The sequence below is a fragment of the Streptosporangium lutulentum genome, assembly GCF_030811455.1.
Taxonomy (GTDB): Bacteria; Actinomycetota; Actinomycetes; order Streptosporangiales; family Streptosporangiaceae; genus Streptosporangium; species Streptosporangium lutulentum.
This window is the reverse complement of record NZ_JAUSQU010000001.1, coordinates 3579598-3604591: the sequence shown is the minus strand read 5'-3', so window position 1 is coordinate 3604591 and position 24994 is coordinate 3579598. Positions and strand designations below refer to the sequence as shown.

Below are 24994 nucleotides of genomic sequence, written 5' to 3'. Positions count from 1 at the left end.
GTCGCCGTCGAGTCCGGAAGACTGGCGGGGTGACTATCGAGAACACCCGTCCGGGGCCGCCGGAGACCAGCCCTTCCATCGTGCTGCTCACGCTGGCGCACCGGATCGAGTCCGAACTCGGCACCGCTCTTGTGCCGCTGGGGCTGACGGTCGGCAGGCTGGGCCTGCTCGGGCACATCGCCGGCGTGCCCGGTGTGTCGTTCAGCGACCTGGCGCGGATGTCGGGGATCACGGTTCAGAGCGTCCATACGGCGGTGAAGGCGCTCTCCGGCGCCGGGCTGGTTCGTGACAACACCGCCCGCGCCGGGTCCGCCTCGGCCATCGAGGTCACGCCCGAGGGCGCGAGTCTCATGCGAGAGGCGATGAAGGCCGTGGCCGGGGTCGACGAGCGGTTGTTCGGCCCGGACGCCGACCCGATCCAGCGTCAGGTCGCCGACGTGGTGCGCGCCGCGTTCGGGGGGCCTCCCCGGCCCTGACCGGGCGGGCGAGGCGCCCCGGGGCGGTCCGTCCCCCTTCGCAACCTTCAGGCACACTGAAGCATCTGTTAGGCTTCAGTATGTCTGAAGGTTGCGAAGGGGGAGTCGATGGAAGGGTTTCTGCTGTCGGTGCATGTGCTCGCCGGCATCGTGTTCGTCGGAGGCTCGGCCGTCGCGGCGAGTCTGTTTCCGCGCTACGCCCCGGTCGCCACGAGTGTCGCGGTGGGTCCGGCTGCCGAGGGGGTGCCCGCCGGCCCGCGACCGGAGGCTCCGGGAGACCGTAACCGGGCCGTGGCCGTCGCGCTGCACCGCATCACCCGCGGCTACGGCGTCTTCGGCGTCGTCGTGCCCGTCGTGGGGATCGCCCTGGCCCTCGTCCAGGGCCGGATGGGCGAGATCTGGATCAACATCGCCATGATCCTCACCGCCGGCGCGGGCGGGCTGCTCGCCCTGTACATCTGTCCGCGTCAACGGGACGCCCTCGCCGACCCCGACGACGGCGGGCGGCTGCGCACCCTGAGCATGCTCGCCGGAATCTACAACCTGCTGTGGGCGACCGTCGTGGTCCTCATGATCGTCCGTCCGGGAGCCTACCCGTGAGCTCGGTGAACACCGCTCCGCCTCGCGAACCGGACGGCTCGGCGGGCGCGGGCGGCCGGGAAGCCCGCCGCTCAGGTGACCGGGACGATCCTGGCGTCGAGGAGACGGCCGTCCTCGATCAGCAACAGGCCCAGGGTGCCGTGGGGCTGGCGGCGGCGGTCGGTGGGTGATCCCGGGTTGAAGATGCGCAGGCCGTTCTCGCTGTGGTCGAGGGGGATGTGAGAGTGCCCGAAGACCACCAGGTCGGCCCCGGGGAACCGGCGCCGCATCCGGGCCGGCCGCCCCGGCGCCGCACCGCTGTCGTGGATCATCGCCACGCGCAGCCCGCCGAGATCGAGTTCGAGCGTCTCCGGCGCGACCACGTCGGGCCCGTCGTTGTTGCCCTTGACCACGTGGACCGGCGCGTAGGCGGCGAGCTCGTCGAGCACCCCGGCGACGCAGACGTCACCGGCGTGCAGGATCACGTCGGCGTCCCGGAGATGCTCGGCCACGCGCGGCGGGCATGATCTCCACCGCCGGGGCGCGTGGGTGTCGGACAGGGCCACGACCTTCATCCCCACAGCGTCGCACGCCCGCGGCCCCGCCGGGGTGACGGCCCGCGGGGGGTGCCGTCCGGCGGGCCGTACCGTGTCCGGAACGTCTGGAGCGCCCCCCCGTGACGGCGGCCGGTCAGGGGATGACGGTGGGCACCAGGCCGCCGTCGACCCGCAGCGCGGCGCCGGTGGTGGCCGAGCCGGCGTCCGAGCCGGCGTAGTGGACCAGGCCGGCGATCTCCTCGGGCCGGATCAACCGCCGCAGGAGCGAGCCGGGGCGCTCCTCGGCCATGAAACGCCGTTCGGCCTCCTCGAACGGGACGTCCGCCCCGACACGATCGGCGATGAACGTCGCGACGCCCGGCGTGAGCGTGGGCCCCGCGAGTATGGCGTTGACGGTGACGCCGGTGCCGGCGACCTCCTGCGCCAGGCCGCGCGACACCGCGAGCTGCGCGGTCTTGGTGACCCCGTAGTGCACCATCTCGCTGGGGGTCATCAGCGAGGACTCGCTGCTGATGAAGATCACGCGGCCCCAGCCGCGCTCCACCATCAGCGGGGTGTAGTGGCGGGCGAGGCGCACCCCGCTGAGGACGTTCACCTCGAAGTAGCGTCGCCACTCCTCGTCGGTGATCTCGAAGAGCGGGACGGCGCCGAAGATGCCGAGGTTGTTCACCAGCACGTCCACGTACGGCACGGCGTCGAACACGATCTGTGCGCCCTCGGCGGTCGCCAGATCGGCCGCCACGGGGAGCAACGCGTCGTGACCGGTGGCGGAGCGGACGCGCTCGGCCGCGGCCTCGGTGCGTTCCCGGTTCCGGCCGTTGATCACGACTGTCGCGCCGTCGCGGGCGAAGGCGGTGGCGATGGCCTCGCCGATGCCGGAGGTCGAGCCGCTGACCAGCACGGTTCGCTTGTTTGTCTCATTCATGCCCCGTTGTCTTCCCCCGTCGGCATGCTCTACGCCGGCCCGTCTCCCCGATGCTCCGGCCGTGATCCGCCCGTGGTCCGCGCCGGTCCGGCGGGGTGAGACCACGGGCGTGCCCACCGCCGGCCGTCGCTCCCACCGGTCGCCGTCCGGACCGGCCGGCCGCTGATCACCGGGCGCCGGGCGCCGATTCCCGGGTTCCCGGGTTCCCGGGGCGATCAGACGCGGGGGTCGACGTGGATCTTGGGTCCGGGGCCGGAACCGGCCGGGCGCGATCCCGCGAGGACCTCGCCGACCTCGTCGAGCCCGACGGTGGCCGCCACGAGCGGTCGCGGATCCACCGCTCCGGAGGCGTAGTGCTCGATCGTGCCGGCGAGCCCTGGGGAGGCGCTCAGGATCCCGACGGCCGTGACGTCCTTGAGCACCATCGTGCGGGTGTCGACGGTGCTGGGGCCGCCCGCGAGGCCGATGTAGACCACTCGTTTTCCCGGCTCCACCAGGTCAAGGGCCCGGGCCGGCAGGCCGGAGGCGTTGGAGGCGTCGATGACGGCGTCGAACGGCAGCGCGGGAAGCCGGTCCGCGGTCCACGCGCCGTGCACCCCGAGCGTGCGGGCGAAGTCCAGCGACCGCTGGGACAGGCCCATGACGTGGACCTCGGCGCCGTGGGCGAGGGCGAACCGGGCGGCGAGCAGGCCGATCGTGCCCGGTCCGAGCACCAGCACCCTGGCCCCCGACTCCAGATCCGCCCCCTGTACGGCCCGCAGCGCGTTGCCGCCCGGCTCGACCAGGGCGCCCGCCGTCGCGTCGACCGTGTCCGGCAGCGCGTGCAGCGCCGTGGCCGGGACCGTCATCCGCTCGGCCAGGGCGCCGGGCCACCCGCCGCGGATGCCGATCTCGAAGCGGTCCTCGCACACGTGCTGCAGCCCGCTCAGGCAGCGGCGGCACCGGCCGCAGCCGAGCATGGTGTCACCGGTGGCGCGCCGGCCGATCCAGGACTCGTCGACGCCGTCACCGACCGCGGAGACGGTCCCGCACCACTCGTGCCCGAGGCGCATCGGGTATTCGGCGTGACCCTGATGGAGATAGGCCATCTCGCCGGTGAAGAATTCGACGTCGGTACCGCAGACCCCGGCGCGCTCGACGTCGACCACGACCTGACCCGCCCCCGCGACCGGGGGTTCGACGTCCTCCACCGCGAAGCGGCGGGGCCCGGTGACGACGAACGCTCTCACTCGCGAGCCCTTCCATTTTGACATCCTCCTCTGCCTGAAAGGGCAGAAGATTCCAACGGCACCTACCCCACCAGGAGAAGGTCACGTTGAGGTTCGCGGTTCACCGGCCCGCCCAACGGCAAGCCTCCCCGCGCAGCCACCGCATATCCCTCGGCGGTATCTCGGATGTTCTTCGCCGCGTTGACATCAGCATGATCCCGATGCTTGCAGGCCACGCACCGGAAGAGCGCTTGGCTCTCGCGACTCTCCCGGGCGATGTGCCTGCACGCGTTGCAGGTCTGCGACGTATACCGCGGATCAATCTTCCACACCCGGCCCGGAGCCTTGTGCTCCAGCCGGGCCGCCAATCGCTCCCACCCGTTGGCCAAAATGCCCCGGTTCAATCCCGCCTTCTGCCGCACGTTCCTACCCGGCGCCTCCAGGGTGCCCTTCGCCGACCGGGTCATCGCGGAGACCTTCAGGTCCTCGATGCCGATCACGTCGAACCGGCGGGCCAGATCGGTGCTGATCTGCTCCACCCAGTCCTTACGCCGATCACCCTCCCGGGCCTTCAACCGGGCGATCGCCACCTTGACCTTGGTGCGGCGCTTGGACCCGGGCTTAGCGCGGGCCAGGGCGCGCTGCAACCGCACCAGCCGCTTCTTTTCGGCCTCACCCAATGCGGGAACGGTCAGCAGGTCACCGGTGGACAACGCCGCCGACACCACCACCCCCCGATCCACGCCGACGACCGCACCCGTCCCCGGGGCCGGGATCGGCTGAGGGATGAGCGCGAACGCCACGTGCCAGCGGCCCGCCGCATCCCGGGTGACGCGGAAGGACTTGGCCTCCCCCACGGGGCGGGACCACCGGAATCGCACCCACCCCACCTTGGGGATCCGCACCTGGCCGCCCTTGCGCGACAGGCGGCGCACATCACCCGCCTTGACCGCGACGATCCGAAACCCCTCACCGCGACCACGCCGGCGCCACCTCGGCCGGCGGTGGGTCGCACCGAAGAAGTTCGCCATCGCCTGGTGGAAGTCCTTCAGCGCCTGCTGCTGGACGATGATCGATCCGGCGGCCAGCCACTCGCAGGCGGCGCGGGCCTCGGTGAGCTGGCGGCACTGCTCGGTGAACCCCGGCGCCGACGCCCGCCCACGCTGCCAGTGGGTGTGTTGTTCCACGGCCAGGTTCCACACATACCGGGCGTGCCCGCAGTGCTCCAGCAACACCGCCTCCTGGGCGGGTGAGGGTCGCAGCCGGTAGCGGGACACACCGAGCAACCTACCGATTCCCACCGACAAAAACCGGGAGACCACTATGGGTGACCGTTCTGTGTTTTCTTCCCGTCCTGAAGGACGGGACCTCCATGCTGTAGGTGTTCGGTGAATTTCGGATATTAGACTACCGTTCCAGAAATGGGGTCAAAGGTGCAAAGGGGGGCAAATATCTGATGGTGGAGCAACGCAGCTCTCAGTGGTATGCGGGGACCGATCGGAACGCCTACATTCACCGTGCCTGGATGCGACGGGGGCTGCCGGCGCACGCCTTCGACGGCCGCCCGCACATCGCGATCGCCAACACCGCCTCCGATCTGACCCCGTGCAACTCCCACCTCAACGAGGTCTCCGAGAGCGTCAAACAGGGGATCTGGGAGGCCGGGGGCGTCCCGATGAACCTTCCGGTCGTCTCCCTGGGAGAGACCCTGGTCCGGCCCACGGCGATGCTGTGGCGCAACATGGCCGCGATGGCGACCGAGGAGATGCTGCGGGCCAACCCCGTCGACGGCGTGGTGCTGCTGGGCGGCTGCGACAAGACCATTCCGTCCCTGCTGATGGCCGCGGCCTCCGTCGACCTGCCCGCCGTGGTGTTGCCCGGTGGCCCCATGCTGACCGGAACCTTCCGTGGGGTGGCCCTGGGCTGCGGCACGGATGTGTGGAGGCTCAGCGAGGAGGTCCGCGCGGGCACGCTGTCGGAGAAGGCGTTCATGCGGTCGGAGTCGTCGATGATCCGCAGCCGGGGACACTGCAACACCATGGGCACGGCCTCGACCATGGCCTGCGTCGCCGAGGCGCTCGGCACCGTCATCCCCGGCGTCGCCGGCACCCCCGCCCCCGACAGCCGCCTGCTCCAGAGCGCCCACGACACCGGCCGGCTGGCCGTCGAGCTCGTCGAGCGGGGGCACCGCCCGAGCAACCTGCTGAGCAGGGGCTCGTTCCTCAACGCGATCGTGGCGCTGGCGGCGATCGGCGGATCGACCAACGCGGTGGTGCACCTGCTGGCCATCGCGGGACGGCTCGGCATCGAGCTCTCGCTCGACGACTTCGACCGCACCGGCGCCGCGGTGCCGCTCCTGGTCGACCTGCAGCCCGCGGGCCGGCACCTGATGGAGGACTTCCACCGCGCGGGCGGGCTGCTCGCCGTGCTGCGCGAGGTCCGCGACCTGCTGGATCCCGAGGCGCTGACCGTGACCGGCAGGCCGCTGACCGAATACCTGGACGACACGCAGATCTGGGACAAGACCGTCATCCGGCCGCGCGGCGAGCCGTTGCAGAGCGCCGCGGGCATCGCCGTGCTGTACGGCAACCTCGCGCCGGGCGGCGCGGTCGTCAAGCCCGCCGCGGCCTCGCCCGAGCTGATGCGTCACCGCGGCAGGGCCCTCGTCTTCGACAGCGTCGAGGACATGCACGCCCGCATCGACGACCCGGATCTCGACGTCGACGCCTCCTCGGTGCTCGTGCTGCGCGGCTGCGGCCCCAAGGGGTACCCGGGGATGCCGGAGGTGGCGAACATGCCGTTGCCTGCCAAGCTCCTGGAGCGGGGAGTGCGGGACATGGTGCGGATCTGCGACGGCCGGATGAGCGGCACCGCGTACGGCACGGTGGTCCTGCACGTGACGCCCGAGGCGGCGGCGGGCGGCCCGCTGTCGCTGGTCGAGACCGGCGACCCCATCGTCCTGGACGTCGAGGCGAGGCGGCTGGATCTCGACATCCCGCAGGAGGACCTGCAACGGCGGCGGCCCTCGGAGGCGATGCTGGCGGGTTTCGCCTCCCCCTCCCGGGGGTGGGAGCGCCTTTACATCGATCACGTGATGCAGGCCAGCCAGGGCGCCGACCTCGACTTCCTGGTCGGTTCCAGCGGGGACCGGGTTTCCCGCGAGTCCCACTGACGGGCCCGCTCACCGGCGGGGGAGCGTCCCCGCGATCACCTCGCCCGTGCCCCTCGCGGGCGCGGCCTTGCTCCAGAACCTCCTGATGCCGGTCAGCTGCCGGAACCGGGAGTAGGCGATCTCGTACGGCTCGCGGCCGTCGTCGGGGACGAACAGCCGGGGCCGGAACGAGCGGCGGGCGACCTCGCGCAGCTCGGTGAGGGAGCCGATGCGGCCGTCGGCCATGACCTGCATCAGCAGGTTGCCGATCCCGACCGCCTCCACCGGCCCCGCGAGCACGGGGCGCCCGCCGAAGTCGGCGGTGAGCCGGCAGAGCGTGTCGCTGGAGGCCCCGCCTCCCACGAGGTGTACGGCCTCCACCCGGCGGTCGCTGAGGAACTCCGCCTGCTCCAGGGCCCACCGGTGGGAGCACGCCAGGCTCTCCAGGACGCAGCGCACCGTCTGGGCGCGGTTCGCGGGCGGGGGCTGGCCGGTGGAAAGGCAGAAGGCCGCGATCCTGGCGGGCATGTCACCGGGCTGGAGGAACGCCGGGTGATCGGGGTCGATCAGGGACCCGAAGGGCGGCGCGGCGGCGGCGTCGGCGACCAGATCCGCGTACGAGGTCCGTGAGCCCCACACCCTGCGGCACTCCTGGAGCAGCCACAGGCCGTTGAGGTTGCGCAGGAACCGCACGGTTCCCATGACGCCGCCCTCGTTGGTGAAACCGGCGAGCCTGGCCTCCCGGGTCGTGATCGGCCGATCGACCTCCAGCCCGGCCAGTGACCACGTGCCGCAGGAGATGTAGCCGACCGAGCCGGAGGAGACGGGAAGCGCCGCCACCGCGGAGGCGGTGTCGTGACCGGCCACGGCGACGACTGCGATTCCCCCGGGACCCCCGGAGCCCTCGCCGCGCAGCGGGCCGGCGACCGTACCCGGCTCGACGACCTGGCCGGTGAAGAGGTGACGGGGGAGGCCGAGCCGGGCGATGAGGCCGCTCGACCACCGGCCGGTCCTGGCGTCCAGCAGCTGGCTCGTGCTCGCGATCGTCCGCTCGGTGAGCGTCTCGCCGCTCAGCCAGAGCGTGAACAGATCGGGCAGCATCGCCAGGTGGTCGGCCACCTCCAGCAGCGGGGAGGAGGCGTGTGCCAGTAGCTGGCAGGCGGTGTTGGTCGGCATGGGCTGGACGCCGGTCACCTCGTAGTGCTCCTGGGAGGAGACGAGGCCCACCAGGCCCGAGGCGTAGGGGTCACGGTGGTGGCGGGGGTTGGCCAGAAGCCGCCGGTCGCGGTCGAGGAGCGCGAAGTCGTTGCCCCACGCGTCCACGCCCACGCTCGTGACCCGGCTCCGGGAGGCGGCCAGCGCGATTCCTCTGCGCGTCTCCGCGAGGAGGCTGAGAACATCCCAGTGCAGATCGTCGAGAATGCGGACCGGCCGGTTGGCGAAACGGTGCACTTCCCTGACCGAGAGCCGTTCACCATCGAATTCGCCGGTCAGCACCCGGCCGCTTTCAGCTCCGAGATCCACGGCCACATAGGCAGGCACGGTCCAAGCGTAGCCTGAAAATCCATATCGGAATGGGTTGTATATTGAATGGTCTGACAGTTTCTTGTCAGACTGACGGCTCGAATGTTCCAGCCTGGCGATTACAGCGGATCAGACGGATATCCGGTCTGCGAGATTCCGGCATACGGCCTTCCCCGGCACGGCGGACATTCTCCGATGGACTCGCCGTGACCATCGTCGCCGCCGGCTCGCGGCCGGTCTCTTCCCGAAGCCCGCCGACATGCGGGGACTGATCGGCCATGCTGAAAATGTGAGACCAATCGCCGGTGATTTCAATGAAACCCTGCTCGTCGGTAATAAAAAGCTGCTGCGATACGGGCCGGTCTCGTTTTCCGCACGTCGGGCCGACGTCTGTCTGTGCCCGCCCCGAGGCCGGTCTCGGGGCGGGCAGGTTACCGGTCGTCGAAATTCGGGGGCGCGGGCTCACGGCTTCCGCCAGGGGAGGAGCCGGCCGACTGTCGGCTCTGAACGGAACGGGCGCGACGCCGGCGAAGGCCGATGGCCAGGACGAAGGTGGCCACGAGCACGACCAGCCCTCCGATGACGCCCAGGAGGGTCAGCAGGTTCGAGTCCGGCGAGACGGCCAGGCCCATGCCGGATCGCGGGAAGGTGAGGGTGGCGGTGACCGTCCGCTTCACCATGCCGCTCGTCAGGGTCAGCTCCGCCTTCCACGGGCCGTCCGGCATCCGCTGGTCCAATGTCACGGTCACCGGTGCGGCGTTGTCGGGGGCCAGCGTGACGCCCAGGTCGGCGGAGAACGGCCCGGCACGCAGGCCACCGGGCCCGTCTGACAACGACAGCGTCCCGCTCATGTCCAGGGTTCGCTCGCCGGTGTTGCGGACCGTGGCCAACAGTTGCGGCCTGCCGTCCGGGGCGCGCATGGGCGTCAGCTTCTCGATCTGGAAGTCCGACGGCGGTTCACCCCCGAGCCCGATGTTGAGGTAGACGCGGATGCCGACCCGGCTGATGACGCGCACGCCGTGAGCGTCGTCGGGCTTGGCGACAGCCTGTGCCCAGACGACGCCGTACCGTTCGCCGAGCGAGGCGGTCGGCGGCACCTTGATCGTGACTTGGGCGGTCTCGTTCCCGCCCGCCGGCACGGCGACCGAGGGCCGATCGAGTGACATCCAGCTCGTCAGCTCGTTCTGGGCGTGACCTCTCGCCATGCCGAAGCTGTTGTGCACGATATCGGCGGCGGCCGGGTACAGGGCGAGGCGCTGCAGCTCGTCGGTGGTGTTGGAAACCTCCAGCCGTCGCTTGATGACGGTGCCGGGAGAGACATGGTCGACGATGTACATAAGCGCCCGCGGGTCGTCGCGGCGGGCGACGGGCGCCTCGAGCAGCCGGATGCCGATCGTGCCGCGGGAATCCTCCCCGGCGGTCCGGTTCGCGCTCACAGGCGTGCCGATCGCGATCGAGCAGAGCGCGACCAGCAATGTCAGCGCGAACCGTCCAGCGATCCGGTTATGCCACCTGATGTGTCACCGTTCCCGTGTAGGTGCCGAGCTGTGCCGTGATGGGGACCCTGACCACCAGGGTGGGGTTCCATGACGCCGTGCTGCCGCCGGTGCCTCCCGAGTGGGAGAAGGCCGGTATGGCGGTGATCGCCGTACCGGTCAGGGGGACTTGGTCGTCGGTCGTGGGCTGGCCCGGGGTGAAGGTGCCGCCGCCGGTCTCCGATCCGGGGAGGGAGTCTCCGGACCAGTAGGACACGGCGCCGACGGGGATGGTCAGCGCGCCGTTGGTGAAGGCCGTCGAGTACACCGTTGCGTCCCAGACCGATGTAGCCCCGCCGCGGGTGTCGGAGACCGCCACCACGCCGAGCTGGTTGGTGATCGTGCTTCCCGGAGCGCCGTCGCCGAGATCGACCGGACCTGCCGGGGCGGTGATGTCCAGGCTGCCCGCGGTCACGTCGAACGTGACAATGGTGTCGGCCTCGGGGGCGGCCATCGCGGGTGCCGCGAGGGCGAGCATCAGTGCACCCGCGCTCGCCGAGGTGAGCATGACGAATCTCTTACGCAAGGTCTCTTCCTTCCGAATGATCGAACGGATCCATCCGGGGGGTGAGCAGGAGATGGATCTCTCCCTACCTGCAGTGATCACCTTAAATCGCCAATGACTACGAAGCGTGACGATGACGGCAAAGGGTCGGTCGGGACATGTGCTGGTAATGACGAAAATGCCGGAAGAGCTGGGCGGTGTCCGGATCTGGCGTCGGAGCGGTGAGACGGTGGGGAGGCACCGTGGGCCGGGCATGACGCGGCCCCGGCGCCTGTACGGAGCCGGGGCCGCGAGGGGTGGGGATCAGGACCTGGTGATCGTCACGTTGTCGACTCCGGCCTCGACGAGGCTGGCCGTCGAGGCGTCGGCGGTCTCGATCAGGAGCCGGATGGTCTGACCGGCGTAGCTCGACAGGTTGACCGTCGCGGTCTGCCAGGCTCCGGCGCGGTTGGAGGCCGCGCCCAGCTGCTGGAAGACCTGGGTGCTGGTGGCGCCGGACAGCACGCGCACCCGGAAGTAGTCGGCGCTGGAGGCGTTGTTGAGGTGGGCGAGATACCAGGACAGATTGAGTGTCAGCGTCCCGGTGGGCAGGGCGATCTCGGGCGATCTGATGCTGGTCAGTCCGCCGTCGACGTCGTAGTCACCCGCGGCGGTGCCGGCCAGGCGGCCGGTCACCAGCCCGTTGGTCCCGCTGACGGTGGTGCCGAGCTGGAGGGCCGTCCCCGAGGCGGTCGCCGCGGGGTCGCCGCGCTCCCACACGCCGGAGGTGGCGGTGTCGGTGCCGCTCGCGTTCGTGGTCCAGCCGAGGCCGGTCTCGAACGTGTCGTTGAAGACGACGTTGCTCGCCGCACCGACGGTGAGTGTGAACGTGGCCGTCCTGTCGACGCTGGACCCGTCAGCGGTGACGATCACGCTGTAGGAGCCGGAGGCCGTGCCCGCGGGGACCGAGATCGTCAGGGTGGAGGAGCCGCCCGAGGTCACCGAGGCCGGGCTGAAGGAGGCGGTCGCGCCCGAGGGCAGGCCGGACGCCGAGAACGACACGCTCTGGGCGCTTCCCGAGGTGGTCTGCGTGCCGACCGTCGCGGTGGCCTGCTGGCCGGGCTGCACGTTCGCCGAGGTCGGGTTGAGCGTCAGGGAGAAGTCGTTGCCCGACGCGCACGAGGCGGGCTCGCCCGACGCGGCGGGAACGCTCACCGCGGTCCAGGCCGCCTTGGTCGCGTTGAACTCGGCACAGGAGCCGGGGAACAGCTGGATCGCGGCTTCCAGCGAGGCCCTGCGGACGAGCTGGTGGGTCCAGGTCGTGGTCTTGCGCTGCAGCGCGCCCATGAAGATCTGGCCGGCCTTCTGGATGCCGATCCCGGTGACGGTGGAGCCGTTGCAGGTGGGGCTGACCGGCTGCCCGTTGGTCGGGTTCGTGCCCTGGGAGAGCAGGTAGAACCAGTGGTTCTGCACGCCCGCTCCGCGGTGCACCTCAAGGCTCGGCACCGAGGAGGAGTAGCAGTCGGGGTGACCGGAGACCTGTGACGGCCTGTGCATGTAGCGGATCGGCCCGTTGCCGGACAGGTTGACCTCCTCGCCCACGCTCAGGTCCGGCGGGTCGTACTGGGCCGGCTGGTTGGCGTAGAACTCGGTCAGCGCGCCGAAGATGTCACCGGTCGACTCGTTGAGCCCGCCCTTCTCGGTGCTGCCGCCCGAACCGCCGGGAGTGGTCTGGAAGATGGCGTGGCCGAACTCGTGGGCCACCACATCCATCGGGGTCGCCTGTCGCTGGCTGTCGGACGAGCGGCCGAAGTTGGTGTAGCTGCCGTTCCAGAAGGCGTTGGCGTCGTTGAGCCCGACCCTGATGGGGAAGCCGCCGCCGGTGCCGTTGATGCCGTTACGGCCGAGCCACGCGCTCAGCATGTCCCACTGCTTGCCCACCGCGTAGAGCGCGTCCACGCAGGCGGTCTCCAGGTTGGTGCCCGTGGCGTTGCCCCAGCTGTCGTCGGGCCCGGTGTAGGCGGTGCCGCCCTGACCGCCGCAGCGGACGCCCGGGCGGGCGGGGTCGGTCATGGAGTAGGTCGAGCCGGACTGCGTGGTGCCGATGGTGACCGGACCGTTGTAGTAGCCGGAGCCCTGGCCGTCCTGGACCTCGTCCCACTTCTCGACGACCTCACCGGTCTGGGCGTCGACGAAGACGTGGAGCTTGCTCTCGCGACCCTGAGCCGTGCCGTTCACGACGACCTCGTAGGCGAGCCGTCCCGCGCCCTGGGCCATCACCGTCAGCTTCGGCGCGGTGACCTCGGTGACCTCGGTGCCCTCGCCCTTGGCGATCTCCGCGGCCCTGTCCACCGGCACCTTGGGGAGGACGCTGACGTTCAACGGCTCGTTCTGGGCGATCGACGTGCTCAGCACCCCGCCGCTGGGGTTGGTGACGACGACGAAGTCGCCGCCGTAGACCGGCAGGCCGGAATAGGTGCGGGTGTAGGAGACGTAGTTGAGCCCTCCCTTGCCCGCGACGGCGCTGTGGCGGAGGAACTTGTCCCTGGCCGATGCCTTGAGGACGGCGGGCTGGGCTTCGACCATACGGTCGGCGGCCTGGGCGGGGGTGTCGGGAGGAGCCAGGGCGGTCAGCCCCGCTGCTCCAGCCGATGCGGTGGACAGTGACACGACCACGCTGGTCGCCGCGGCCACTAGCGCAAACGCAACAGAGCGTTTCACGCGGTACTCCTTCTGCTGGGCGACGGGACCACGAACTCTTTTGGAGGGCGGTCGTGACCCGTCGAACCTTCTGGACGCGAGAACTCGCCGTGAAATCCGCGAACGCCGCGCGCTGGCGTTGACGGAAATTGGGGCGGAGAGGCTCGCCAGTACTGGTGGGACTGATCCGCATTTGACTCCATCCGCCCCTCTTCGTCAATGTTTTGGTAAACAATATTGAATTCACTGTTTGGCATTAGTTGAGTGATTTACCTGACGTGCCTGATCAGTGCAGTGATGGCCGATTTAGGACAGCGGGCGAGTTGTGGGCCCTCGACGTCCGGTGGACGCTGATCAGCGCCTTCGCACCGCCCGCCCGCGAGCGCCGGACGGCCGGCGAATCGCCCGGCCGGTCCGCCCCGGCGTATTCGATCGCGACGACGGCGGGCGCCGGACCGCGGGCTCCGCCCGCGGCGTCCCGGGGACCCCGAAAGTCTGAAATTTTCTTTTAAGACATCTCTGGGTCTTGAAACTTGTAACCATTACGCGATTGGGTTCGGGGGTGCCCCCACACCACCGTCTCCGCCTCGCGGCCACCGCCGTGCTCGCCCTCACACTCACGTTCGGCGCGGCCGGGCCCGTACAGGCCGACCCGCCGCCCCAGCAGACCCTCGCGGAGGACGCGCCGCCGGCGTCGTCCCAGCCCGCCCGCTCCACGCTGCTCGTCGCCCCGCCCACCGGGCGGCTGGAGACGGCGAAGAGGACCCGGCCGGTCGCGCCGGGCATCACCCTCACCTCCTTCGACCGCTACGACAGCGCCGGCTGGTTGCGTGCCGACACGATCTCCGCCGATCTCACGGGCGGCGCGAGCGCCGGCTACCTGTACTCCGGCGAGGTCTCGAAGGACGAGCCGCTGTCCGTGCCGGCGGGAAGGGCCCGCGCCGTCGCCGCCGTCAACGGGGACTTCTTCGACATCAACAACTCCGGCGCGGCTCAGGGCATCGGCGTCCACGAGGGCGACCTCGTGCAGAGCCCGATCGCCGGCCACGACAACGCCGTCGCGATCACGGCCGACGGGGTCGGACGGGTGCTGCGGATGTACTTCGACGGCACCGCGTCCCCCGAGGGCGGCGCCCCGATCACGCTGACCCAGTTCAACCAGCTCATTCAGGACGACGGCGTCGGGCTGTTCACCCCGCTCTGGGGCTCCTACGGCAGGGCCCGCGCGGTCGAGGGCTCGGACGCGGTCACCGAGGTCGAGCTCAGGAACGGTGCCGTCACCGAGGTGCGAGCCTCCGCCGGGAGCGGCCCGATCCCCGCGGGCACGACGATCCTGCTCGGCCGGGACGCCGGGGCGGCCGCGCTCGCCGCGCTGAAGACGGGCGACCGCGTCGAGGTGAGATACCAGCCGAAGTCCTCCGACGGCAGGACGGTCGAGGTGGCCGTCGGCGGCAGCCAGGTCCTCGTCAAGGACGGCGTCGTGCAGACCTCGGCCGACAACACGGCCCACCCGCGCACCGCCGTCGGGTTCTCCGCCGACGGCCGCAGGATGTACCTGCTGACCGTCGACGGCCGGCAGGCCGACAGCAGGGGCGTCACGCTCACCGAACTCGGCGCGATGATGGCCGAGCTGGGCGCCCACGACGCGCTGAACCTCGACGGCGGCGGCTCCTCGACGATGCTCGCCCGCGAGCCCGGCTCCGCCGAGGCCCAGATCGAGAACAGTCCCTCCGACGGAGGCGAGCGGCACGTCCCCAACGGCCTCGCGCTCTACGCACCCGCCGGAAGCGGCAGGCTCAAGGGCTTCTGGGTGGAGACGGCGAGCGACCCGGCCAGGGCTCCGGGCGCCGGGCCGGTCAGCGGCGGTCGTCCCGACCGGGTGTTCCCCGGGTTCACCCGCGAACTCACCGCCGCCGGTCACGACGAGACGTACGGCCCCGCGGCGGGCACTCCCTCGTGGCGGGTGAGCAAGGCGGTGCACGGCCTCGTCGATCGCGGCACCTTCCGCGCGCTCCTGCCCGGGCAGACGACCGTCACCGCGTCGCGCGACGGCAAAAAGGGAGAGATCGATCTCACGGTTCTGCAACCCCTCGCGCGCGTGGGCGCCACGGCCGACCTGGTGGGCCTCGCGGGTGCGAACGCCACGGGGACGTTCGGCGTGGTCGGCTACGACCGCAACGGCAACTCCGCCCCCATCGAACCGGCCGACGTGCGGCTCGACTACGACAGGGAACTGCTCGACGTCGTCGCCTCCGAACACGGCTTCTTCACCGTGAAGGCGAAGAAGGAGGTCGGTTCGGGCCTGGTGACGTTGAGGGCCGGCGGCTTCAGCACCGCGGTGCCGGTGACCATCGGATACGAGAGCGTCCCGGTCGCCGACTTCGAGGACGCGGGATCGTGGACGTTCGCCGCGGCGCGCGCGACGGGCTCGCTGTCGGCGACGCCGGGCCAGAGCGGCGGCGGGCTGAAGCTCGCCTACGACTTCACGCAGTCGACGGCGACCCGTGCGGCCTACGCCTCCCCGCCCCAGCAGGTCGTCGTGCCCGGCCAGCCGCAGGCGTTCGGCATGTGGATCCACTCGACGGGCAAGGGGGAGTGGCCGAGCCTGGAGTTCTACGACGCGCAGGGGCAGTCGCAGATCCTGCGAGGTCCCTACCTCACCTGGACCGGCTGGAGATTCGTCGAGTTCACCGTGCCGCCGGGGACGAATCACCCGCTCAGGCTCCGGCGCTTCTACGTCGCGGAGACCAAGGCCGACCAGAAGTACACCAACGAGATCGTCGTCGACGGGCTCGTCGCGAGGGTGCCGCCGTCCCTGACCGCGCCGGTGGCTCCGAGGACGGCCGACCCGGTGGTCCGCACCGGGGCGGAGGTCGCGGCGATGCCATGGCGGTTCGCGGTCATGTCCGACGCCCAGTTCGTGGCCCGGAACCCCGACAGCGACCTCGTCGCGGCCGCCCGCCGCACCCTGCGGGAGATCAAGGCGGCCAGGCCCGACTTCCTGCTCATCAACGGAGACCTCGTCGACGAGGCGTCACCTGAGGACTTCGCGCTCGCCAGGCGGATCCTCGACGAGGAACTCCACGGCGAGCTACCCGTCCACTACCTGCCGGGAAACCACGAGGTCATGGGCGGGAAGATCGACAATTTCCGGTCGGTCTTCGGCGACACGTACGGCAGCTTCGACCACAGGGGAACCCGTTTCGTGACCCTCGACACCTCGCGGCTGAACCTGGGGGGTGGAGGGTTCGAGCAGGTGGCCATGTTGCGCGAGCGCCTTGACGCGGCGGCGAAGGACCCGTCGATCGGCTCGGTCGCGGTGCTGTTCCACGTGCCGCCGCGCGATCCGACGCCCGGCAAGGCAAGCCAGCTCGGCGACCGCAAGGAGGCCGCGCTGGTCGAGGGCTGGCTCGCCGACTTCCAGCGCACCACCGGCAAGGGAGCCGCCTACATCGGCGCCCACGTCGGGACCTTCCACGCCTCGCGGATCGACGCCGTGCCGTACTTCGTCAACGGCAACGCGGGCAAGAACCCGGCCACGGCCGCCGACGACGGAGGATTCACCGGCTGGTCGCTGTGGGGGGTCGATCCGGTGAGCGAGCAGGAGGCGGCGCACGTGCGCCGCAACTGGTTCGCCGACGCCCCGGCCTGGATCGGCACGCAGGTCCGCCCGCACGTCGACGAGCTGACGCTCACCGCGCCCGCGTCGGTGGAGATCGGCAGGCCCGGCCACGTCGCGGCGAGCCTGTCACAGGGAACCCGTACGGTGCCCGTCGCCTATCCCGCGTCGGCGGACTGGTCGGGCTCGCCGAACCTCCACATCGGCACCCGCGCCGGGGCGAAGTCGCGCCATGTCGCGGTGCTCGATCCCGCCACGGGAACGCTCACGGCGCTGCGCGCGGGACAGGTCGTCGTCGCGGTCACCGTGAACGGCGTCACCCGGCGGTCGACGGTCACGCTGTCGGCGCGGGCGGCGGCCTGACCTGAAGACCCGCGCTGCCCCAGCGGTCCGTGGGTCCGCTGGGGCAGGGCGGTCGAATCGCCGGCGAGACCCTCTGTGATACGGCCAGGCCGTACCACAGAGGGTCGTCACGGTCGCGTGTGAGCGGCGCGCCGGCGGCCGCGCCCGAGGAAGACGACGGCCAGCCCGGTCACGCTCAGAACCAGACCCGCCGCGATCGCCACAGGGAGGAGATCCGCCTCCGTCGACGCCGCCGCCACGCCGGCGGAAGGCGGGAAGCGGATGGTCGCCTTGGCGAGGCGTTCCACCAGTCCGCTCCGCAGGCGGATCCGTGCCTGCCACGGCCCATCGGGCACCTGGTCCCCGAGGGCCACGGTGGCGGTGCCGGTGCCGCCGGGCGGGAGGGTCGTGCCGGGCTGGACGTCGAACGATCCCGCACCCATGCCCCGTGGACCGTCCGAGAGCCGCAGGTCACCGGTCAGATCGAGGGCGCGGCCCCCCGTGTTGCGCACCTGGGCGAGGAGTATCGGCCTGCCCTCGGCCGTCCGCTGGGTGGTCAGCGTGTCGATGGTGAAGTCCGTCGGCGGCGCGTCACCAGGGCCGATCGAGAGATAGATCCGGACGCCGGCACGGTTCACCTCGCGGATGCCGCCGGGCGGCGTGATCGTGCCCACCTCGGCCCACACCATGGCGTAGCGCTCTCCGGCGGAGGCGTCGTCCGGAACGGTGACGGTCACGGTGGCCCTGGAGCTGGTGTGCGGTGCCAGGGACAGCCTGTGGGGAGTCGTGGATGTCCAGGTGGACAGCTCGTTGGAGGCGCGACCGTCGGCGAACGCGAACCTTCCGTCGCTGATCGACGCCGCGGCCGGATAGATCGCCACCCGCAGAGGCTCGTCGGTCGGGTTGGACACCTCGAGGTGCCGGTTGATGACCATGCCTGGTTTGAGGTGGTCGACGATGTAGCGCCGGGCCCGTGGATCGGCCCTGGTCACGATAGGTACGTCGACCGGCCGGATCCCGATGCCGTCCGGTGCGGGCCGGGCGGATGCCTGCGAGATGCCGGTGGCCGGGGCGAGCGCGGCGGTCATCAACAGGGCCAGAGCGGTGAGACGGCGAAACACGATTGTCGCTGATCCCGGCTAGGCCACCGAGTGGGTGATCGCGCCGGTATGGGTGCCGGCGAGCAGGGCGAGGGCGGCGGACGCGGCGGTGCCGAACAGCGGACTGCGCATGGTGGATCCCCGAACCGTAGTGATGCGGAAGGTGGAAGAGCCTTCGAAAGCGAGCTTCTCCATTCGAAGTGGATCAAGTCTTCAGAAGCTAACACGATCCGTTTTCAGTGCTTTACTCTCCGTGTTCGCGTTGAGGTCAAAAGTCTCGTCAACTTCGCCGGCGGCCTTCCGGGTCTGGTTCCGGCCGGGGTTGTTAAAACGTAATAAGCGGAAGCTCCTCGCACGGCCCGTCGTGCGCGGGTGAGCTGGCCTGGCGGGATGCCGCGATGCGGCGCCGGAGGTCGTGTAACGCTAAGGAAACGGCATGTTCATGCTCCATTGACACCCGTCGGAGCTTGGTTCTACTGTCCACCACAACCCGTTAAATCGTTTTTGGCAGGAGCTGCTGGTGGGAGAAACCGGGACAGAGCAGCCCACTCTGGCGCTATCACATGTCAGCAAGGCCTTCGGCGCGGTACGGGCACTACGAGACGTCTCGCTGGAGCTCTTCGCCGGTGAGGCACACGCTCTCGCCGGAGAGAACGGCGCCGGAAAGTCGACACTGGTCAAGACGCTGGCCGGGGTGCATCGCCCCGACAGCGGCCAGATCCTGCTGGACGGCGAGCCCGTGGTCTTCCACGGACCGGCCGACGCACAGCAGGCGGGCGTCGCCGTCATCTACCAGGAGCCGACGCTCTTCCCCGACCTGTCGGTCGCCGAGAACATCTTCATGGGCCGCCAGCCCCGGGGCGGTCTGGGCCGCATCGACCGCAGGGCCATGAACGCCGAGGCCGACAGGCTGTTCGAGCGGCTCGGCGTCGGGCTCGACCCGCAGCGCCCCGCCCGCGGCCTGTCCATCGCCGACCAGCAGCTCGTCGAGATCGCCAAGGCCCTGTCCAGGAACGCGCGGGTGCTCATCATGGACGAGCCCACCGCCGCCCTGTCGGGCAATGAGGTGGCCCGGCTGTTCAACGTCGTCAAGGCGCTGCGGGAGCAGGGGTGCGCGGTACTGTTCATCTCCCACCGGCTGGATGAGATCTTCGAGCTCTGCCAGCGGGTCACGACCCTCCGCGACGGCGCCTGGATCGCCGGCGAACCGGTCGAGGGCCTGACCCACGACGACCTGATCCGGCGCATGGTCGGCCGTGACCTGGACGCCCTCTACCCCAAGCAGGAGACCGTGCCGGGCGAGGTCGCCCTGAAGGTGGACCGGCTGACCAGGGAGGGCGTCTTCGCCGACGTCTCCTTCGAGGTGCGAAGGGGCGAGATCGTGGCGCTGGCCGGCCTGGTCGGGGCCGGTCGCAGCGAGGTCGCGCGAGCGATCTTCGGGATCGACCGGTTCGACGCCGGATCGGTGACGGTCGGCGGCACCCGGCTGCCCGCCGCCTCCCCGACCGCCGCGATGGCGGCGGGGCTGGCCCTGGTGCCGGAGGACCGGCGCCAGCAGGGGCTGGTCATGGAACTGTCGATCGAGCGCAACATCGGGCTGGCGGGCCTGCGGGATCTCAGAAAGGGCCCCCTGATCTCGCGCGCCGCCGAGCGCGACCGGGCCAGGGACTGGGCCGTGCGGCTGCAACTGAAGTTCGCCCGGCTCACCGACGGGGTGGGCGTGCTGTCGGGCGGCAACCAGCAGAAGGTCGTGCTGGCCAAGTGGCTGGCGACCGGCCCCTCGGTGCTGATCGTCGACGAGCCCACCCGGGGCATCGACGTCGGCACCAAGGCCGAGGTGCACCGGCTGCTCTCCGAACTGGCCGCCCAGGGAATCGCGGTGCTGATGATCTCCTCCGACCTGCCCGAGGTGCTGGGCATGGCCGACCGGGTGCTCGTCATGCACGAGGGGCGGATCGCCGCCGAGATCCCCCGCGCCGACGCCACCGAGGAGAGCGTCATGTCCGCAGCGACCGGGAGGGCCGCATGAGTACGGCGACGGAGGCGGTGGCGGGACGCAGCGCCCGCAACCTGGTCGACCTGGTCTTCCGGGCGCGGGAGCTGAGCCTGGTCGCGGCCCTGGTGGTTTTGGTCGGCGTGACCGCGGCGGCCAACCCCAACTTCCTGTCCGGTCAGGGCGTCAAGGACATCCTGCTCAACACCTCGATCCTGGCGCTGCTGGCCGTGGGCCAGTCGGCGGTGGTCATGACGCGGAACATCGACCTGTCCGTCGGCTCGGTGGTCGGCCTGGTCGCCTTCTCCGCCGGAGACTTCCTGTCCGCCGATCACAGCAGGGGCATCGTCTCCGTGGTGATCCTGGGAGTCGCGATCGGCGCCGCCTGCGGGCTGATCAACGGCCTGCTGGTCAGCTTCTGCCGGGTGCCCGCGCTCGTGGTGACCCTCGGCACGCTCTACGTCATCCAGGGCATCGACTACTACCTCGCCCACGGACGGCAGATCAACGCGGTCGACCTGCCGGCGGGCCTGCTCGACCTGGGCAACGGCAGCGTGCTCGGCGTGCCGTACCTGCCGCTGATCACCGTTCTCATCATGCTGGCCATGGGCTTCTACCTGCGCTCCTACCCGTCGGGCCGGGAGTTCTACGCCATCGGCTCCAGCCCCGAGGCCGCGCTCCTGGCGGGGATCCCGGTACGGCGGCGCGTCCTGGCCGCCTACCTGCTGAGCGGGTCGCTCGCCGGCCTCGGCGGCGTGCTCTGGCTGGCGAGGTTCGGCACGGTCGTCGCCGACTCGGCGAACGGCTGGGAGCTCCTGGTCGTGAGCGCCGTCGTCGTCGGCGGGGTGGCCATCACCGGCGGGGTGGGAAGCGTCTACGGCGCGACGCTCGGTGCCCTGCTCCTCACGACGATCGGCAGCGCCCTGGTGGTGCTGCGCGTCAATCCGTTCTGGCAGCAGGCCGTCACCGGCGCGCTACTGCTCCTGGCGATCAGCGTCGACCGGGTGCTCGCGCTGCGCGTCGCCCGGCTGCTGCGAAGGAGGAACGTCCGCGGTGTCTGAAACAACGTCCGGGGCCACGTCGGCCCAGAAGGCGTCTCCCGCGCCGCCCGCCCCCGGCTCCGGGGCCTCCAGACGAGGCGCCGGCCACCTTCTCCGCTGGGACGTGCTCGTCACGGCCCTGCTGCTGGTCGTCTTCCTCGGGGGGTCGTTCACCTCCCCGAGCTTCGCGAGCGCGGGCAACCTGTCGTTCGCGCTCGGGGACCTCGGTGAGATCGCGCTGATCGCCCTGGCGATGACGATGCTCGTCGTCGCCGCCGAGGTGGACCTGTCGGTCGCCTCGGTGCTGGGCCTGTCCAGCGCGCTGGTGGGCTCGCTGTGGGACGCCGGTTGGGCGATCGAGACGATCATCCCGTTGGTGATCGTGGTCGGGGCGGTGTGCGGCCTGGTCAACGGTCTCCTGGTGACCCGGCTGGGGCTGCCGTCCCTGGCGGTCACCATCGGGACGATGGCGCTCTACCGGGGGCTCGCCTACGTCGTGCTCGGGGACAGGGCCATCGCCGAGTTCCCCCAGCAGTACGCCTCCCTCGCGGTGGACGACGTGCCCGGCACCCCGATCCCGTATCCGGTGGCGCTGTTCGTCGTGCTGGCCGTGGTGACCGCCGTCGTCCTGCACTCCACCGGTTTCGGCCGGTCCCTGTTCGCCATCGGCTCGCAGGAGGAGGCCGCCTTCTTCGCCGGGATCCGGGTCAAGCGGATCAAGCTCGTGCTGTTCGTGCTCTCCGGCACGATCGCGGCCTTCGCCGGGGTCGTCTTCACCCTCCGGTACGGCAGCGCCCGCGCCGACAACGGCGTCGGCATCGAGCTGGCGGTCATCGCCGCCGTGCTGATCGGCGGTGTCGACTTCGACGGGGGCAAGGGCACCCTCGGCGGTGTGATCGCCGGGGTGCTGCTCATCGGCCTCCTGCGCAACCTGCTCATGCTCAACGACGTGACGACCGAGATCCAGTCGGTCGTCACCGGCCTGCTTCTCATCGTCTCGGTGCTCACCCCGCGCCTCGCGGCCGTCGTACGGCAGCGGCGCCGATCGCCGGTCCCGTGAAACACGTCAGCCAGAACTCATCAAGCGAGATCCACAAGAGAGGAACAATGGTGACAAAAGCCCCCCGGCGGATGGCTTCAGCCGTCGTCGCCGCGAGCCTGCTCGTCCTGGGCCTGGCGGCCTGTGGCGGGACCACCAAGGACTCGGCCGCCTCCGCGGCTCCCGCGGCCCCCGCGTCCTCGGCTCCCGCCAAGGCCGACCCGAACGCGCCGATCAAGGAGGGCTTGAAGATCGCCTTCCTGCCCAAGCAGATCAACAACCCGTACGAGACGATCGTCGACAAGGCGGGCATCGAGGCCGCCGCGGAGTACAAGGGCGACGCCAAGGAGGTCGGCCCGTCCGACGCCTCCGCCTCCTCGCAGGTCTCCTACATCAACACGCTGACCCAGCAGGGCCATGACGCCATCCTGATCGCGGCCAACGACGCCAACGCGGTTTGCGGCCCGCTCCAGCAGGCCAGGGCCAAGGGCATCAAGATCGTTTCCTATGACTCGGACGCCTCCAAGGACTGCCGGGACATCTTCATCAACCAGGCCAACTCCGAGGAGATCGGCCGCAGTCAGGTCAAGCTGCTCGCCGACATGATCGACCACAAGGGCGAGATCGCGATCCTCTCCGCGACGGCCAACGCGACGAACCAGAACACCTGGATCGAGTTCATGAAGGACGAGCTCACCAAGCCCGAGTACAAGGACATGAAGCTGGTCAAGGTCGCCTACGGCGACGACGACGACCAGAAGTCCTTCCAGGAGACCCAGGGACTGCTCCAGGCCTACCCGGACCTGAAGGGCATCATCTCGCCGACCACCGTCGGCATCTCCGCCGCGGCCCGCTACATCTCCGGCTCCAAGTACAAGGGCAAGGTCGTCCTGACGGGCCTCGGCACGCCCAACCAGATGCGCCAGTTCGTCAAGGACGACACCGTCCAGAAGTTCGCGCTGTGGAACCCGAAGGACCTCGGCTACCTCGCCTCCTACGCCGCCGCCGCGCTGGCCTCCGGCCAGATCACCGGCGCCGAGGGCGAGGTGCTCAAGGCGGGCAAGCTCGGCGAGCGGACCATCGGCAAGGACGGCGAGATCATCCTCGGCCCGCCGTTCACCTTCGACGCGGCCAACATCGACCAGTTCGACTTCTGAGAGACGCCTCCTGCGGCTCGCGCCTGTCGGCACGGGGAGGCGCGAGCCGCAGGAGGAAGGAAGGCGTTTCATGCAGCGTGTCTGCTTCCTGCTGAAGGTGCGGCCCGACCGCCTGGACGAATACCGCGAGCGGCACCGGGCGGTGTGGCCCGAGATGCAGGACGCCCTGCGGGCCACCGGCTGGCACAACTACTCACTGTTCCTGCGGCAGGACGGGCTACTTGTCGGCTACCTGGAGACCGAGGACTTCGACGCGGCCCGCGAGGGCATGGCGGCGACCGAGGTCAACGCGCGGTGGCAGGCCGAGATGGCGCCGTTCTTCGAAGACCTCGACGGCAGGCCGGACGAGGGGTTCGTGACCCTCGTCGAGGCGTTTCATCTGGATTAGGGATTTCAATGATCAAGGATTTGCTGCGGCGGCAGCGCATCGAGACACCGTCCTGGGCGTTCGGTGACTCCGGCACCCGCTTCAAGGTCTTCGCCCAGGCCGGAGTGCCCCGGGACCCGTATGAGAAGCTCGCCGACGCCGCGCAGGTGCACCGCTTCACCGGGGTGGCCCCCACGGTGGCGTTGCACATCCCGTGGGACCGGGTGGCCGACTACGCCGACCTGGCCTCACGGGCGGCGGAGCTGGGGGTGGGCATCGGGGCGATCAACTCCAACGTCTTCCAAGACGACGCCTACATGCTGGGCAGCGTGACCAACCCGGACCCGAAGGTGCGGGCGCGGGCGCTCGATCACCTGCTGGAGTGCGTGGACATCATGGATGCCACCGGCTCAGCGACGTTGAAGCTGTGGTTTTCCGACGGCACCAACTATCCGGGGCAAGACGACATCCGCTCCCGGCAGGATCGGCTGGCGCAGGCGCTGGAGCGGGTGTATGCCCGGCTGGGGGCGCATCAGCGGTTCTTGCTGGAGTACAAGTTGTTCGAGCCGGCGTTTTATGTCAGTGATGTGCCGGACTGGGGCACGGCGTATGCGCACTGCCTGCGGTTGGGCGACAAGGCGCAGGTGGTGGTGGATACCGGGCATCACGCGCCGGGCACCAACATCGAGTTCATCGTGGCGTTTTTGCTGCGGGAGGGCAAGCTGGGCGGGTTTGATTTCAACTCGCGGTTTTATGCCGATGACGATCTGATGGTGGGGGCGGCGGATCCGTTCCAGTTGTTTCGGATCATGTTCGAGGTGATCGGCGGGGGTGGGTATGACGCCGAGGCGAATGTGGCGTTCATGTTGGATCAGTGTCACAACATCGAGCCGAAGATCGCGGGGCAGATCCGGTCGGTGATGAATGTGCAGGAGGCCACGGCCAAGGCGTTGCTGGTGGATCGGGCGGCGTTGGCGGTGGCGCAGGCGGCGGGGGATGTGCTGGGGGCCAACGCGGTGGTGATGGATGCGTATAACACCGATGTGCGGCCGTTGCTGGGGCAGGTGCGCACCGAGATGGGGTTGGATCCCGATCCGATGGCGGCGTATGCCCGGTCGGGGTATTTCGAGAGGGTCCGTGATGAGCGGGTCGGCGGCGCCCCCGCCGGCTGGGGCGCCTGATGAGCGGGGCCGAGCGG

The 24994-nt window shown here is 70.2% G+C and carries 19 protein-coding genes; 10 read left to right on the top strand and 9 right to left on the bottom strand.

The window, feature by feature from the left end:
* The first annotated feature begins 29 nt into the window (after positions 1–29).
* Both J2853_RS16100 and J2853_RS16095 read left to right on the top strand, forming a co-directional pair.
* Positions 30–476, top strand: a complete 447-nt coding sequence (locus J2853_RS16100; RefSeq protein WP_307558731.1) for a MarR family winged helix-turn-helix transcriptional regulator — start codon at positions 30–32, stop codon at positions 474–476.
* 108 nt (positions 477–584) lie between these two features.
* On the top strand, positions 585–1076 hold the full coding sequence (locus J2853_RS16095) for a hypothetical protein (protein ID WP_307558729.1): 492 nt from the start codon (positions 585–587) through the stop codon (positions 1074–1076).
* A gap of 71 nt (positions 1077–1147) precedes the next feature.
* Here the strand turns inward: J2853_RS16095 and J2853_RS16090 are convergent, their stop codons facing one another.
* The 4 genes from J2853_RS16090 to J2853_RS16075 all read right to left on the bottom strand — a co-directional run bounded on the left by J2853_RS16090 (position 1148) and on the right by J2853_RS16075 (position 5022).
* Complete coding sequence (locus tag J2853_RS16090) at positions 1148–1630, bottom strand: metallophosphoesterase family protein (protein ID WP_307558728.1); 483 nt, start codon at positions 1628–1630, stop codon at positions 1148–1150.
* 115 nt (positions 1631–1745) lie between these two features.
* Positions 1746–2537 carry an SDR family NAD(P)-dependent oxidoreductase gene (locus tag J2853_RS16085; RefSeq protein WP_307558726.1) on the bottom strand — a complete coding sequence of 264 codons (792 nt, stop codon included), beginning with the start codon at positions 2535–2537 and terminating at the stop codon, positions 1746–1748.
* Between the two features lie 215 nt (positions 2538–2752).
* Positions 2753–3766, bottom strand: coding sequence for a zinc-dependent alcohol dehydrogenase (locus tag J2853_RS16080; protein ID WP_307558724.1), 1014 nt, complete (start codon positions 3764–3766; stop codon positions 2753–2755).
* Between the two features lie 62 nt (positions 3767–3828).
* Positions 3829–5022: an RNA-guided endonuclease InsQ/TnpB family protein gene (locus tag J2853_RS16075; protein ID WP_307558722.1), complete on the bottom strand. Its 1194-nt coding sequence runs from the start codon at positions 5020–5022 to the stop codon at positions 3829–3831.
* A 179-nt stretch (positions 5023–5201) separates the two neighbouring features.
* Here J2853_RS16075 and J2853_RS16070 point away from each other — a divergent pair, with 179 nt between their 5' ends.
* Positions 5202–6917: an IlvD/Edd family dehydratase gene (locus tag J2853_RS16070; RefSeq protein ID WP_307558721.1), complete on the top strand. Its 1716-nt coding sequence runs from the start codon at positions 5202–5204 to the stop codon at positions 6915–6917.
* 9 nt (positions 6918–6926) lie between these two features.
* Here the strand turns inward: J2853_RS16070 and J2853_RS16065 are convergent, their stop codons facing one another.
* From J2853_RS16065 to J2853_RS16050, 4 genes are all read right to left on the bottom strand, one after another.
* A complete protein-coding gene (locus J2853_RS16065) occupies positions 6927–8438 on the bottom strand; it encodes a rhamnulokinase (RefSeq protein WP_307558719.1) in 1512 nt (503 codons plus the stop codon).
* A gap of 413 nt (positions 8439–8851) precedes the next feature.
* Entirely contained in the window at positions 8852–9856 is a 1005-nt protein-coding gene (locus J2853_RS16060) for a COG1361 family protein (RefSeq protein ID WP_307558717.1), read from the bottom strand.
* Positions 9857–9923: 67 nt separating this feature from the next.
* Entirely contained in the window at positions 9924–10481 is a 558-nt protein-coding gene (locus J2853_RS16055; protein ID WP_307558715.1) for a hypothetical protein, read from the bottom strand.
* Between the two features lie 282 nt (positions 10482–10763).
* The gene (locus tag J2853_RS16050; RefSeq protein ID WP_307558713.1) at positions 10764–13160 is read right to left on the bottom strand and encodes a M4 family metallopeptidase; all 2397 of its coding nucleotides are present in this window, start codon (positions 13158–13160) and stop codon (positions 10764–10766) included.
* Between the two features lie 541 nt (positions 13161–13701).
* Between J2853_RS16050 and J2853_RS16045 the strand changes: the two genes are divergently transcribed.
* Positions 13702–17121, top strand: a complete 3420-nt coding sequence (locus J2853_RS16045; protein ID WP_307558711.1) for a phosphodiester glycosidase family protein — start codon at positions 13702–13704, stop codon at positions 17119–17121.
* 107 nt (positions 17122–17228) lie between these two features.
* Here the strand turns inward: J2853_RS16045 and J2853_RS16040 are convergent, their stop codons facing one another.
* The gene (locus J2853_RS16040; RefSeq protein WP_307558709.1) at positions 17229–18221 is read right to left on the bottom strand and encodes a peptidase; all 993 of its coding nucleotides are present in this window, start codon (positions 18219–18221) and stop codon (positions 17229–17231) included.
* 499 nt (positions 18222–18720) lie between these two features.
* Between J2853_RS16040 and J2853_RS16035 the strand changes: the two genes are divergently transcribed.
* The 6 genes from J2853_RS16035 (at position 18721) to rhaI (ending at position 24977) form a co-directional block, all read left to right on the top strand.
* Positions 18721–20229 (top strand): sugar ABC transporter ATP-binding protein, encoded by a 1509-nt coding sequence (locus J2853_RS16035; RefSeq protein WP_307558706.1) that lies wholly within the window; start codon positions 18721–18723, stop codon positions 20227–20229.
* Positions 20226–21254, top strand: a complete 1029-nt coding sequence (locus J2853_RS16030; protein ID WP_307558704.1) for an ABC transporter permease — start codon at positions 20226–20228, stop codon at positions 21252–21254. The genes J2853_RS16035 and J2853_RS16030 overlap by 4 nt, the downstream gene beginning before the upstream one ends.
* Entirely contained in the window at positions 21247–22293 is a 1047-nt protein-coding gene (locus J2853_RS16025; protein WP_307558702.1) for an ABC transporter permease, read from the top strand. The genes J2853_RS16030 and J2853_RS16025 overlap by 8 nt, the downstream gene beginning before the upstream one ends.
* Positions 22294–22340: 47 nt before the next feature.
* Positions 22341–23429, top strand: a complete 1089-nt coding sequence (rhaS, locus tag J2853_RS16020) for a rhamnose ABC transporter substrate-binding protein (RefSeq protein WP_307558701.1) — start codon at positions 22341–22343, stop codon at positions 23427–23429.
* A 70-nt stretch (positions 23430–23499) separates the two neighbouring features.
* Positions 23500–23817, top strand: a complete 318-nt coding sequence (locus J2853_RS16015) for an L-rhamnose mutarotase (RefSeq protein ID WP_307558699.1) — start codon at positions 23500–23502, stop codon at positions 23815–23817.
* 8 nt (positions 23818–23825) lie between these two features.
* The gene (rhaI, locus tag J2853_RS16010; protein ID WP_307558697.1) at positions 23826–24977 is read left to right on the top strand and encodes an L-rhamnose isomerase; all 1152 of its coding nucleotides are present in this window, start codon (positions 23826–23828) and stop codon (positions 24975–24977) included.
* Positions 24978–24994 lie beyond the last annotated feature (17 nt).